The organism is Streptomyces sp. B15 (assembly GCF_018070605.1).
GTDB lineage: Bacteria > Actinomycetota > Actinomycetes > Streptomycetales > Streptomycetaceae > Streptomyces > Streptomyces smyrnaeus.
Genome location: NZ_JAGPXJ010000030.1, coordinates 1 through 11,378, shown reverse-complemented (window position 1 = coordinate 11,378; position 11,378 = coordinate 1). Strand labels below are relative to the sequence as shown.

At 72.6% G+C, this 11,378-nt stretch carries 10 protein-coding genes and 1 pseudogene; 5 read left to right on the top strand and 6 right to left on the bottom strand.

Annotated features, from left to right (window positions below; translation table 11 throughout):
- Positions 1-25: 25 nt before the first annotated feature.
- On the bottom strand, positions 26-1,666 hold the full coding sequence (locus KBY19_RS16080; protein ID WP_099878470.1) for an amidohydrolase: 1,641 nt from the start codon (positions 1,664-1,666) through the stop codon (positions 26-28).
- A 92-nt stretch (positions 1,667-1,758) separates the two neighbouring features.
- Positions 1,759-2,199: an Lrp/AsnC family transcriptional regulator gene (locus tag KBY19_RS16075; RefSeq protein ID WP_099878472.1), complete on the bottom strand. Its 441-nt coding sequence runs from the start codon at positions 2,197-2,199 to the stop codon at positions 1,759-1,761.
- Positions 2,200-2,436: 237 nt separating this feature from the next.
- On the opposite strand from KBY19_RS16075, the gene KBY19_RS16070 reads away from it, so the two are divergent.
- From KBY19_RS16070 to KBY19_RS16060, 3 genes are all read left to right on the top strand, one after another.
- Positions 2,437-2,859 (top strand): hypothetical protein, encoded by a 423-nt coding sequence (locus KBY19_RS16070; RefSeq protein WP_247691029.1) that lies wholly within the window; start codon positions 2,437-2,439, stop codon positions 2,857-2,859.
- Positions 2,860-3,026: 167 nt separating this feature from the next.
- Positions 3,027-4,082: a Gfo/Idh/MocA family protein gene (locus KBY19_RS16065; protein ID WP_099878476.1), complete on the top strand. Its 1,056-nt coding sequence runs from the start codon at positions 3,027-3,029 to the stop codon at positions 4,080-4,082.
- Positions 4,083-4,262: 180 nt separating this feature from the next.
- Positions 4,263-4,973, top strand: a complete 711-nt coding sequence (locus KBY19_RS16060) for a hypothetical protein (protein ID WP_247691028.1) — start codon at positions 4,263-4,265, stop codon at positions 4,971-4,973.
- Positions 4,974-5,029: 56 nt separating this feature from the next.
- Here KBY19_RS16060 and KBY19_RS16055 read toward each other — a convergent pair whose 3' ends face one another.
- Positions 5,030-5,971 carry an endonuclease/exonuclease/phosphatase family protein gene (locus tag KBY19_RS16055; protein ID WP_210965996.1) on the bottom strand — a complete coding sequence of 314 codons (942 nt, stop codon included), beginning with the start codon at positions 5,969-5,971 and terminating at the stop codon, positions 5,030-5,032.
- 124 nt (positions 5,972-6,095) lie between these two features.
- Positions 6,096-7,298, bottom strand: a complete 1,203-nt coding sequence (locus tag KBY19_RS16050) for an acyl-CoA dehydrogenase (protein WP_099878480.1) — start codon at positions 7,296-7,298, stop codon at positions 6,096-6,098.
- 363 nt (positions 7,299-7,661) lie between these two features.
- On the opposite strand from KBY19_RS16050, the gene KBY19_RS16045 reads away from it, so the two are divergent.
- Entirely contained in the window at positions 7,662-8,975 is a 1,314-nt protein-coding gene (locus KBY19_RS16045) for a glycoside hydrolase family 18 protein (protein WP_185016259.1), read from the top strand.
- 172 nt (positions 8,976-9,147) lie between these two features.
- On the opposite strand, the gene KBY19_RS16040 is transcribed toward KBY19_RS16045, so the two are convergent.
- Positions 9,148-9,423: a GlsB/YeaQ/YmgE family stress response membrane protein gene (locus KBY19_RS16040; RefSeq protein ID WP_099878484.1), complete on the bottom strand. Its 276-nt coding sequence runs from the start codon at positions 9,421-9,423 to the stop codon at positions 9,148-9,150.
- 204 nt (positions 9,424-9,627) lie between these two features.
- A complete protein-coding gene (locus tag KBY19_RS16035; RefSeq protein WP_099878485.1) occupies positions 9,628-10,305 on the bottom strand; it encodes a TetR/AcrR family transcriptional regulator in 678 nt (225 codons plus the stop codon).
- Between the two features lie 153 nt (positions 10,306-10,458).
- Between KBY19_RS16035 and KBY19_RS16030 the strand changes: the two are divergent.
- Positions 10,459-11,378, top strand: a pseudogene (locus KBY19_RS16030) (bifunctional 3'-5' exonuclease/DNA polymerase); the annotation flags it as partial.

The window sequence follows — 11,378 nt, the reverse complement described above, 5'->3', positions numbered from 1 at the left end:
TTCGGCCGTATTACCGCTCCCTACATCACTCGTCCGGCCGTGCGTAGACCGTACGTCCGCCCACCACCGTCCGCAGACAGACCGGGACTTGACCGCCCGGTGTCAGGTCGGGCAGTCCGGGGGTGCCGGAGCGTGGGTCGGTGGACCAGTTGGCGACGCGGGTGTCGGGAGCCTGGACGACGAGGGGCCCCGTCCGCCACAGCGCGTAGTCGGCGGGGGCGCCGGGGACCAGCACCCCCGCGTCGTCGCGGCCGAGGGCGCGCCAGCCGCCACGGGTGTGCGCGGTGAAGGCGCCGCGTACGGAGATCCGGTGCTCGTGGGTGCGGTGGAAGGCGGCGGCGCGGATCGCTTCCCACGGGCCGAGCGGGGTGACGGGGCTGTCCGAGCCGAGGGCGAGCGGCACCCCGGCCCGCAGCAGCGCCGCGTACGGATTGAGAGACGCGGCGCGCTCGGCACCCAGCCGGCGCGCGTACATACCGTCCGCGCCGCCCCAGGCGGCGTCGAATCCCGGCTGCACGGAGGCGGTCAGGGCCAGGTCGGCGAAGTCGGCGAGGGTCTGTTCGGTGAGCATCTCGGCATGCTCCACGCGGTGCCGGGCCGCCCGGACCCGGGCCGGGCCGACGGTCTCGGCAGCCCGGCGAACACCCTCGGTGACAGCCTGGAGCGCGGCGTCACCGATGGCGTGGAACCCGGCCTGGAGCCCCGCCTCGGTGCAGGCGGCGACGTGGGCGGCGACGGCCTCGGCGTCCAGCAGGGCGCTCCCGCTGGTGTGCGGCGCGTCCGCGTAGGGGGCGCACAGATGCGCGGTGTGCGAGCCGAGGGAACCGTCCGCGAACAGGTCACCGGCCGCCCCGACGACGCCGAGTTCACCGATCCTGGCCGCCTCCTTCGCCGAGGTGACGAGCTCCGCCCAGTAGCCGTGGACACGGGGGCCCGGCTCCTCGGCCGCCAGCGCGAGCAGCCCGCGCAGGTCGTCCTCGCCCGAGATGTCGGGGCCGGCGCACTCGTGCAGCGCACCGATGCCGAGCGAGGCGGCGTGGGCGCGGGCGGCGCGTTGGGCCTCGGTGCGCTGCCGCGGGGTGAGCGTGGCGTACGCGGCCTCACGGACGGCATGGTGCGCGTCGCCCGTCAACGGCGCGTCGGGCCGGTACCCCTCGCGGGTGGTGATGTCGGGGACGAGGTCGAGCATGGCCGTGTCGGCGAGTGCGGAATGGACGTCGATCCGGGTCAGATACAGCGGCCGTCCACCGCTCGCCTCGTCGAGCTCGGCGCGGCTGGGGTGGCGCTGCTCGGGCCAGGCGTGGGCGTCCCAGCCGGTACCCAGCAGCACCCGGTCGTCCGGCCGGGCCTTCGCGTACGCGCGCACCTGGGCGAGCGCGTCCGCGAGGGTGGGCGCGCCGGACAGATCGAGGCCGGTCAGCGCGAGCCCGGTCGCCGTCGTGTGCACATGGGCGTCGGTGAAGGCCGGGGTGACCAGTGCACCGTCGAGATGGACCACCTCGTCGACACCGTCGGCGAAGGAGTCGGCAGCGCCCTCCGTGCCGATCCAGGCGATGCTGTCGCCCTCCACGACCATCGCGGTCGCGAACGGATCGGCGGGGCTGTGCACCTCGCCCCCGCGCAACAGGAGGGTGCGGGGCCGGGAGGGGGTTGTGCTGTCGCTCATGGGGACAGTCTCCCGCTCCCGGGGCCCTCTCCTCGCGCGGGGTCCACGGGACGGCGGCGGGACGGCCGGTGGGACCGCGGGGGGGCGGCGTCTCAGATGCGGGGCGGCCTGGCCTCGTACGGGGTGGACAGCACGACGGTCGTACGGGTCGAGACCCCGGCGAGGCTGCGGATCCGGGCGAGCAGGTGCTCCAGTTCGATGGGAGTGGCGACCCGCACCTTGAGGATGTAGTTCTCGTCCCCCGCCACGCTGTGGCACGCCTCGATCTCCGGCACGTCCGCGAGCCGTTCCGCGATGTCGTCCGGAGCACTGGGGTCGAAGGGTTTGACGGAGATGAACGCCGTCATCGGCAGCCCGACGGCCTCGGGGTCCACCAGCGCGGCGTAGCCGCGGATGACGCCGCGCTGTTCGAGGCGGCGTACGCGCTGGTGCACGGCCGAGGTGGACAGGCCGGTGGCCTTGCCCAGGTCGGTGTAGCTCATCCGCCCGTCCTTGACGAGCAGTTCCACGATCTGACGGTCGAGTTCCTCCACAGCGGATCACCGTACTGCGCTCGCGCGCCCGGCGCAGCGGGAACCCTCCGGCACGAGCGGGTGGCGCGCCGTGGCGGGCGGGCGCCGGGAGTGAACGTGGAAGCTTCAAGTATGTGACGAAGGCCACACTTGTGCACCCGCGTCCTCCCCCGCGAGGTGATTATGCGCGTAGCACGGCGGGAAGTGCTTGCTGTGGCCGGAGCCCAGTCGCCCGGCCGTTCCATCGAGGGGGATTACATGCGCACGACGAAGTCCGCCCACTCCGTTCATCGGTACGACGAGTCGCACGAGAACGCGGCGGCCGTCACTTCGGACGGCCCCGGCGTCTCCGCCGAGCTGACAGGACCGGTCGTTGAGGACGAGATGTACGAAGGTCTCCGCGTCAAGTGCCCCGAATGCCGCCAGGCAATCGCGGTCTTCACCCATGAGGAGAAACTGCCGCGCCACGGGCTGTGCGCCTCGCCCTGGGATCCGTTCGGCCTGACGGTGTGCCAGGGGTCGGGCCGCCCGGTGCGGGACGCCACGCCGTGGGACAGCGAGACGCGCGAACGCGCGGTGAGTGAACTGCTGACGCTGCCCGAGGGGCTGGACTGGCGTACCCAGCCGTTCTCCCACGCGGGCCGCCCCGACACCCGTCCCGTCCGGGCCGGCGCGCAGTGACCGGCGGAGTGACCGGCGGAGTGACCGGCCAAGGCGCCGGGCAGGCCTGACGGGCCGCACATCGCCACCGTCCTGCTGCTCCTGCCGGTCGCCCGTCGGCCGGCAGTCGGCGCCGCTGCGCGGGTAATGCGATTGCCCGAGCTTTGGAGCCGGGCCAAGGTGGGCGCATGGCGCGAGTGTTGATCGTGGGGTTGCGGCGCGGGCTGGTGCTCGCCCGCTGGTGCGCCCGGGCCGGGTTCGACGTCGCGGCGTTGTGCGACGCCGACCCGGAGCTGCTGGCGGCAGCCTCCGCGGAGTTTCCCGAAGCCCGTACGGCGAGCAGTTGGCAGCAACTGGTGACCGCCGATGTGGCGGCGGTCGTCCTGGCCCACGACTTCGACGCGCACGCCGAGCCGGCGCTGGCCTTCCTCGAACGGGGCGTGCACGTGCTGAGCGAGTGTGCCGCGTGCGTGACCGAGGAGGAGGGCAGGGCCCTGGTCCGGGCCGCCGAACAGTCCTCGGCCGACTACTCCTTCGCGGAGAACTATGTCGAGCACCCGCATGTGCGGACGGTCGCGAGACTGGTCGCGGACGGCGAGATCGGCTCCGTCGAGCTGATCGAGTGCGACTATGTGCACGGCCTCGCCCCGCAGGACGTGGCCGCCCTGGCGGGGGACCCCGCGCACTGGCGCGGCAGGATCTCCCCCACCGCCTACTGCACCCACACCCTCTCCCCCGTGCTGGATGTGACCGGCGCCCGGCCCGTGGAGGTCACGGCACACCCGGTGGGCGCCGGCGAGCGCCCCATGGCGGTCGTGCTGGCCACCCGGCTGTCGACGGGGGCGCTGGCGCTCACCCGGCAGACGTTCCTCCAGGGCGAACCGGACAGCCACTGGTCGTGGCTGTCGGTACGCGGCAGCCGGGGGCTCGCGGAGTCGTTGCGCGCGCCGGGCGAGGTCGCCTGGTCGGTACGGCTGCGCAACGAGCCGTGGGCACACGGCGGTTCGCTGCGCGACGAGGTGCGCCGCCCGGCGCGGACGGTGCTGTACGGCGAGAAGGTCGCCCCCGCCGAAGCGGGCACGGCCGAAATCGTCGAGGCGTTCCGGCGCACGGTGACCGAGGGGGCGCCGCCCCGGGTGCCCGTCCGGGCCGCGGTCGCCGCCTCTCTGGTGGGCGTGGCGGGCGCCCGCTCCCTGCGGCAGGGCTCGGTGCCGGTGCCGGTTCCGGACGTGGACCGGTGGTGAGACGTGGCCGATTGGTGAGCCGCCCGGTGGTGAGGCGCCTGGTGGCGCGGCGCGGAATGGTGAGAGGCCGCCGTGCGCGTTTTCGGCCGGGCCCCGGTGAGGAACAGCTGACCGGGTAGTTCCGTACGGGCCCGGCGTGGGTCCCCGTACGGCTGGGGACCCGCTGCCGAGGAGGCGTCAATGACGAACACGAGCACGAAGAGCAGGTCGACCAGGTCGGCCGGCACCAAGCAGACCGGCAAACAGGGCGGCAAGCAGGACCAGCAGCAGGCCCTGGTCAGGGAGCTGCTGAAGCGGCACGGAAAGACCTACGCGGACGAGGCGGGTATCACGCTGCGTGACACCCCGCAGCCGCTCTACCAGCTGCTGGTGCTCTCCCTGCTGCTGAGCGCCCGCATCCGCTCGGACATCGCGGTCGCCAGCGCACGGGCGCTGGCGAAGGCCGGGATGAAGGACCCGAAGCGGATGGCCCGGGCCACCTGGCAGCAGCGGGTCGACGCGCTCGGCGAGGGCGGCTACCGCCGCTACGACGAGCGGACCGCCACCCAGCTGGGCCGGGGGGCCGAACTGCTGCTGGACCGCTGGGGCGGCGATGTGCGCAGGATGCGCAAGGACGGCGACGTCGCGGGCGCGCTGCGCGACATTCCCGGCATCGGCCCGATGGGGGTGTCGATCTTCCTGCGGGAGGCCCAGGCGGTCTGGCCGGAGTACCAGCCCTATCTGGACGACAAGGCCCTGCAGGGCGCGGAGCGGCTGGGGCTGCCGAAGTCGGCTCAGAAGCTGGCAGGGATGGTGCGGAAGGACGAGCTGGCCCCGCTGGCGGCCGGGCTGGTGCGGGTGGCGCTCAGCAAGGAGGTGGCCGAGGACGTGTGGGACGCCGCCCGCGGGTGACGGCACCCCCGCGAGCGGGCTCCCGCGGCCCAGCTGTATTGATCGCGAGCGTTCACCTAAAGCTCGATCAGCGCCTGCACCGGTAGATGGTCGCTGGGGTACTGCCCGTCGCGCTCGAAGGTGTTGATCGTCGCGCTGCGGACACGGACGCCGGGGGAGGCCAGAATCCAGTCGATGCGGTCACCGTCGGGTACCAGCGGCCGGTAGCCGTGGAAGGTCCCGTACAGCTTGCTGCGGCTGCCTGCGGTATCCCAGGTGTCGACGAGTTCACCGTCGTCCAGCAGCGTGTCGTAGACGGGGTTGTCGTGCGCCGGGACGTTGAAGTCGCCGGTCACCAGGCGTGGCAATGCCGGGTCGAGTGCTGCCAGCCGCTCGGTGATCAGGGCCGCCGACCGCTCCCGGGAGGGCTGACTCCGGTGGTCCAGGTGGGTGTTGAGGTGGTACAGCTCCCGGCCGGTGGCCAGATCGCGGAACCGCACCCAGGTGACCATCCGGATGACGGTGTTGCCCCAGGTGGTGGAGCCGATCAGGGCGGGCTGGTCGGAGAGCCAGAAGTGGTCGTACTCGAGCGGCAGCAGCCGCCGGACGTCGTAGAAGACGGCCATGAACTCGTCCCGGCTGCCGCCCGCGCGGCCGATGCCGAGCCAGTCGTAGCGTGCCCGCCCCAGGTCGGCGGCGATGTCCTTCAGCTGCGGGTACAGCCCCTCCTGGGTGCCGATCAGATGCGGCCGCTCCCGGCGGAGCAGCGCCCGGGTGACGGGGCGGCGCTCGGCCCAGCTGTTGGGCGGGGTGTCGGAGGCGTAGCGCAGATTGAAGGTCATCGTGCGGAGCGCCGCGCCGTCCTCGGCCGCCGGCCGCTCGTTCGCGCGCTCGGTCGCGGGGTGTGCTGTCGCGGCCTGCGCGGTCGCGGTGCGCGCCGCGAGGGGCAGCGCGAGGGCCGCCGCCGCGGCCGTACGGATGCCGCGGCGGCGGGTGAAGTGCGGTGCGGTTGCGGACATTTGGCGCCTCCAGCTGTGGGCGGTACGCGATGTCCGGGAGATTCTCAGACCGTCGGGTGAGGGGGAAGTGGCCGGTACGCGTACGAGGCGCGAACGGCGACCGCCGCGGGCCGCACGTTTCGGCTCAGCTCCTGGTCTCCGGCCCCGCCAGGTGCCGGGCGACCACCATGCGCTGGATCTGATTGGTGCCCTCCACGATCTGGAGGACCTTGGCCTCGCGCATGTACCGCTCGACGGGGAAGTCCGTCGTGTAGCCGTATCCGCCCAGGAGTTGCACCGCGTCCGTGGTGACACGCATCGCGGTGTCGGTGCAGAACAGCTTGGCCATCGCCGCCTGCCGGGCAAACGGCTGCCCCGCGTCCCGCCGCCGGGCCGCCGCCAGGTACAGCGCCCGGCCGGCCTCGATCTGGGTGGCCATGTCGGCGAGCATGAAGCGCAGCCCCTGGAAGTCCGCCAGGGGGCGGCCGAACTGCTCGCGCTCGGCCGTGTAGGCCAGCGCCTCGTCCAGGGCGGCCTGCGCGACGCCCACCGCACACGCCGCGATGCCCAGGCGGCCCGAATCGAGGGAGGAGAGCGCGACGCTGAAGCCCTGGCCCTCGTCGCCGAGCCTGCGGGCGTCGGGCACCCGGACCCCGTCGAAGTGGAGCTGTGCGGTGGGTGATCCGTTGAGCCCCATCTTGTGCTCGGGCGGCGCGGCGCTCAGCCCCTCGGCGTCGGCGGGGACGAGGAACGCGGTGATGCCGCAGGGCCCCTCCTGACCGGTACGGGCGAGCACGGTGTAGAAGTCGGCGACACCGCCGTGGGTGATCCAGGCCTTGGTGCCGTTCAGCACCCAGTCGCCTTCCCCCGGCTGCGCTCCGGATGCCCCCTGGTCGCGGACGGCCCGGGTGCGCAGTGCGGCGGCGTCGGAGCCGGAGGAGGGCTCGGACAGGCAGTAGGCGCCGAGCAGGCCGCCGCCGAGCATGTCGGGCAGCCACTCGGTGCGCTGCTGCTTGCTGCCGAAGTGGGCCAGCCCGTGGCAGGCGAGCGAGTGCACGCTCGTGCCGAGCCCCACGGTGAGGCGCGCGGCGGCGAGTTCTTCCAGTACCTGGAGATAGACCTGGTAGGGCTGGCCTCCGCCGCCGTACTCCTCGGGGTAGGGCAGCCCCAGGAGACCCGCCTCGGAGAGCAGCCGGAAGGTCTCGCGCGGGAAGACGCCCGCCGCCTCCTGTTCGGCCGCCACCGGCTTGATCTCCCGCTGCACCAGGTCGCGGACGAGGCCCAGCAGGTCGCGTGCCTCGTCGGTGGGCAGTTCTCGTTCCACCGGCTGCGGACCGTCCTGTGGCATGGCGCGCTCTCCTTCGGGTCAGGAACTGCGGCGACGGCGCCGGGGTGTGGCGGGTCGCCGAGGGACACCGGCCCGCTGGCGGGCCGGGGGTGCCGCTGCCCCTGCCGTGATACTGCACCGTCGGGTCGCGAGGGTGGCTGACCAGCGGCTGCGGCGAGTTGGAGTATGCCCGATCGAGGGCCGCCCGTCACCGGCGTACGGGGGCGAACAGTGCGGTGATCGCGGCCGGGGCCGCCTCGTGCCGACCCGCGTACCGGCTCGACGGAAATTGGTCCGAACCATTGACGGGCTGGTCTAGTCCTTCTACATTCCCCGAACGTACGACCGGCACCACACCCCCCGCACCCCACACGCGAGGTGACCATGCTCGGATCGTCAAGACAACGCTCCCTCGACTCCAGACGTCCCCGCCTCCTCCCCCGACGCACCCGCCGCCGCGGACTGATCGCCTTCCTGGGCGCCCTGTGCGCGGCACTCCTGGCCACGACGCTGCTCTCGGCGACCGCGTCGGCCGGCGGCCGGCAGGCACCGGCCGAGAAGCCGCAGGCCCCGGCCGTGACCGCGAAATCGACAGCGGCAGCCGGCAAGACGGTCGGGTACTTCACCAACTGGGGCGTCTACCAGCGCAACTACCACGTCAAGAACATCGAGACCTCGGGCTCGGCCGACAAACTCACCCACATCAACTACGCCTTCGGCAACGTCCAGGGCGGCAAGTGCACGGTCGGCGACAGCTACGCCGACTACGAGAAGGCCTACACCGCCGCCCAGAGCGTGGACGGCAAGGCGGACACCTGGGACCAGCCGCTGCGCGGCAACTTCAACCAGCTGCTCAAGCTCAAGCAGAAGCACCCGGACCTGAAGGTGCTGTGGTCCTTCGGCGGCTGGACCTGGTCCGGCGGCTTCGGTGAGGCCGCCAGGAACCCGGCCGCCTTCGCCGAGTCCTGCTACAACCTGCTCAACGACTCCCGCTGGAAGGGGCTCTTCGACGGCATCGACATCGACTGGGAGTACCCGAACGCCTGCGGTCTGAGCTGCGACACCAGCGGCCCGAACGCCTTCGGCAATCTGATGAAGGCACTGCGCGCCAAGTTCGGCGACAAGCTGGTCACCGCCGCCATCACCGCTGACGCCTCCCCGGGCGGGAAGCTGGAGGCCACCGACTACAAGACGGCCGCGCAGTACGTCGACTGGTATCTGCCGATGACGTACGACTACTTCGGCGCCTGGGACGCGAAGGGACCCACGGCCCCGCACTCACCCCTCAGCTCGTACCAGGGCATCCCCAAGGAGGGCTTCAACACCCAGGCGACCATCGCCAAGCTCAAGAGCATGGGCGTCCCCAGCAGCAAGCTGCTGTACGGGCTCGGCTTCTACGGCCGCGGCTGGAGCGGAGTGACGCAGTCGGCTCCCGGCGGAACGGCGACCGGTCCGGCACCGGGCACCTACGAACAGGGCATCGAGGACTACAAGGTCCTCAAGGCCCGCTGCCCGGCCACCGGAAAGGTCGGCGGCACCGCCTACGCGCACTGCGGCAACCAGTGGTGGAGCTACGACACCCCGGAGACGATCGGCGCCAAGGGAGACTGGGCCGCACAACAGGGCCTGGCCGGCGCCTTCTTCTGGGAGCTGAGCGGTGACACCTCCGACGGAGAGCTGATCAAGGCCATCCGGTAGGGGCGGAAGCTCTCGGCGCACGCTGCTCGACGAAGCACATGTGAGGCCCCGCGGTGATCCACCGCGGGGCCTCACGCCGTCCCCGCACGGTCGGCGCAGTCAGGCACCGGGCAGACCGGCACCGAGCACCCGGCACCCGAGCACGCCGGCGGAGATGCCGGCAGCCCGCCTGTCAGCGACGCACCCGTCCGCCCGCGCGCGCCCGCTCCAGCGCGCCGACACCGACCGCCGCGAGGGCGACCTGGATGATCAGCTCGATCCAGTCGAACCCCTTGGTGTCCGCCACGCCGACCGCCCCTGCGATGCCACTGCCGATCAGCGCGGCGACGATGCCGACCACGATCGTCCACACCACCCCCACCTGCTGCCTGCCCGGCAGCACCAGCCGACCGAGCGCACCGATGACGACGCCGACGACGAGCGCGCTGATCAGACCCGATATGTCCATGGTTTCCCTCTCAGCCGGAAAGACGCTCTTCTGTGGACGAGTGTCCCGAAAGGCGAGGGATATGCCGGTGCCGACCGGACCGACGGCGGGCCCGGGGGCAGGAGCGCCGAAGGAGACCGGAGAAGGACGGGAAGGGGACCGGAGAGGGAGCCGAGAAGGACCGGAGAACCGCACGGCTGCGGACCTCCCGGCTCGGCAGGGGGGCTACGGCCGCGTTCGGCTCTCGACCTGCGGCGGCGTAGGCGGAGGCAGTGCCGGGTCGAACTCCGCGATGATCTCCAGCGTGCCGCGCAGCGTGCGGATGAGCAGCTCGCGCAGCACCTCGCGGGACAGCTGCTGCTTGCGGGCCAGCCAGTCCAGGGTGACGCCCTCCACCGAGGCCAGCCAGCCCACCAGGGCCGTCCGGGCGAGGGGCGAGATGTCGGTACGGCTCCAGGCACCCTCGGCGATGGCGCCCACCAACTGTTCGCGCACGCGGTCGTGGATCGCCATGACCTGCTCGTCGTGGCCCACTCCCCCGCTGACGATCGTGCGGTAGGCCGCCTGGTTGTGCTGGGCGTACCGCAGATAGCCGTCGATGGTGCGGTGCACCCGCTCGGCGGGGGGCACCTCGGAGGCGCTCGTCGCCCGGGCCACCAGTTCGGCGACGGCCTCCTCGATGATCGCCAGGTAGTAGCCCCGCTTGTTGGTGAAATAGTAGTAGATCAGCCCTTTCGCCACCCCCGCGCTGCGCGCGATGTCGTCCATGGACAGGGCGTCGTAGGAGGTGTCGGCGAACAGCTTGCGGCCTATCGCCAGGAGCTCGGCGCGGCGCGCCTGGGACCTCTCGGTGGCACGGGGCGCGGGGAGGGAGCGCGCGCCACGCTGTTGACTCTTGTTCACAGTCGGCCCTGGCCTCCAAGTGCGTTGGGACGCAGGAAGTATGACACCCCCTCATCCGTCCATGACCGGGACCGTCGGACCGGGCCGCGCCCGTCCCTCCCTCCCCATGAGCAGGCCGGAGGTGTTGTCAGAGGCGGCTGCGACACTTCGGGCATGGACGAGACGGGGGTTGGGCACACGGCGCGGGCGGTGCCCGCGGCAGGTGGCGCGCCGCCCACCGGGGAGCGGTGGGCGCTGGTCCCGGCGGGCGGCGACCGGGTGCGGGTCTGCCCGCTCGACGCACGAGGCCGCCCGGCGGGCCCTGTCGTCACGGAGGAGTCGGTGGCAGCGGCCGTACGGGCCCGGCCCGGGACGACCCGCTGGGTATGGCGCTCCACACCTCTGGTGCAGCCCGCGCTGCCGGCCTCCACCGGCCCGCTGCCGGGAGGCGCCCTGGGAGTGCGGGTGGAGCGGTGCTACGACGTGGAGACGGCCGAGGCCCTGCTGCTGGCCTACGAGGGCAGAGCGGGTGAGCCGCGCTCGGTGCCGGCCGCCTGGGCGCGGCTGCACGGGCGGCCGGTGCCCCCGGACCGGCAGGCCTCCCCCCGCGAGACCGATCCCCAGCCCTCCCTGTTCGAGGCGGGCCCGGTGCCGCTGCCGGACGGTGTGGACCCGCTGGAGGCGCTGCTGGAGGTGTACGCGGCGCAGCTGGACCGCACCGCGCGGACCGAGCACCCGGACCGGATGCGGCTGCTGCTGGCAGGTGAGTCGGCGGGCACGCTGGTGGCCGGGGAGATGAGCCGCGCCGGGGTGCCGTGGAGCGCGGAGATCCACCGGGAACTGCTGGCGGAGCTGCTGGGCGAGCGGTATGCGGGCAGCGGGCCGCCCAGAAGGCTCGTGGAGCTGGAGGAGGAGGTGTCGCGGGCGTTCGGACCCGGCGTACGGGTGCGGCCGGATCTGGCCGCGGACGTACTGCAGGCGTTCGCCCGTGCGGGGATCCGGCTGGGCTCCACGCGGGCCTGGGAACTGCGGAAGGTGGACCATCCGGCGGTGGAGCCGCTGCTGCGCTACAAGAAGCTCTACCGGCTCTACAC

What these genes read in the sequence shown, in the direction of transcription:
- KBY19_RS16060 (WP_247691028.1), top strand. Translation starts at nt 4,263, where the DNA reads ATGACGAACACGAGCACGAAGAGCAGGTCGACCAGGTCGGCCGGCACC.
- KBY19_RS16055 (WP_210965996.1), bottom strand. Translation starts at nt 5,971, where the DNA reads ATGTCCGCAACCGCACCGCACTTCACCCGCCGCCGCGGCATCCGTACG.
- KBY19_RS16080 (WP_099878470.1), bottom strand. Translation starts at nt 1,666, where the DNA reads ATGAGCGACAGCACAACCCCCTCCCGGCCCCGCACCCTCCTGTTGCGC.
- KBY19_RS16045 (WP_185016259.1), top strand. Translation starts at nt 7,662, where the DNA reads ATGCTCGGATCGTCAAGACAACGCTCCCTCGACTCCAGACGTCCCCGC.
- KBY19_RS16065 (WP_099878476.1), top strand. Translation starts at nt 3,027, where the DNA reads ATGGCGCGAGTGTTGATCGTGGGGTTGCGGCGCGGGCTGGTGCTCGCC.
- KBY19_RS16050 (WP_099878480.1), bottom strand. Translation starts at nt 7,298, where the DNA reads ATGCCACAGGACGGTCCGCAGCCGGTGGAACGAGAACTGCCCACCGAC.
- KBY19_RS16040 (WP_099878484.1), bottom strand. Translation starts at nt 9,423, where the DNA reads ATGGACATATCGGGTCTGATCAGCGCGCTCGTCGTCGGCGTCGTCATC.
- KBY19_RS16070 (WP_247691029.1), top strand. Translation starts at nt 2,437, where the DNA reads ATGCGCACGACGAAGTCCGCCCACTCCGTTCATCGGTACGACGAGTCG.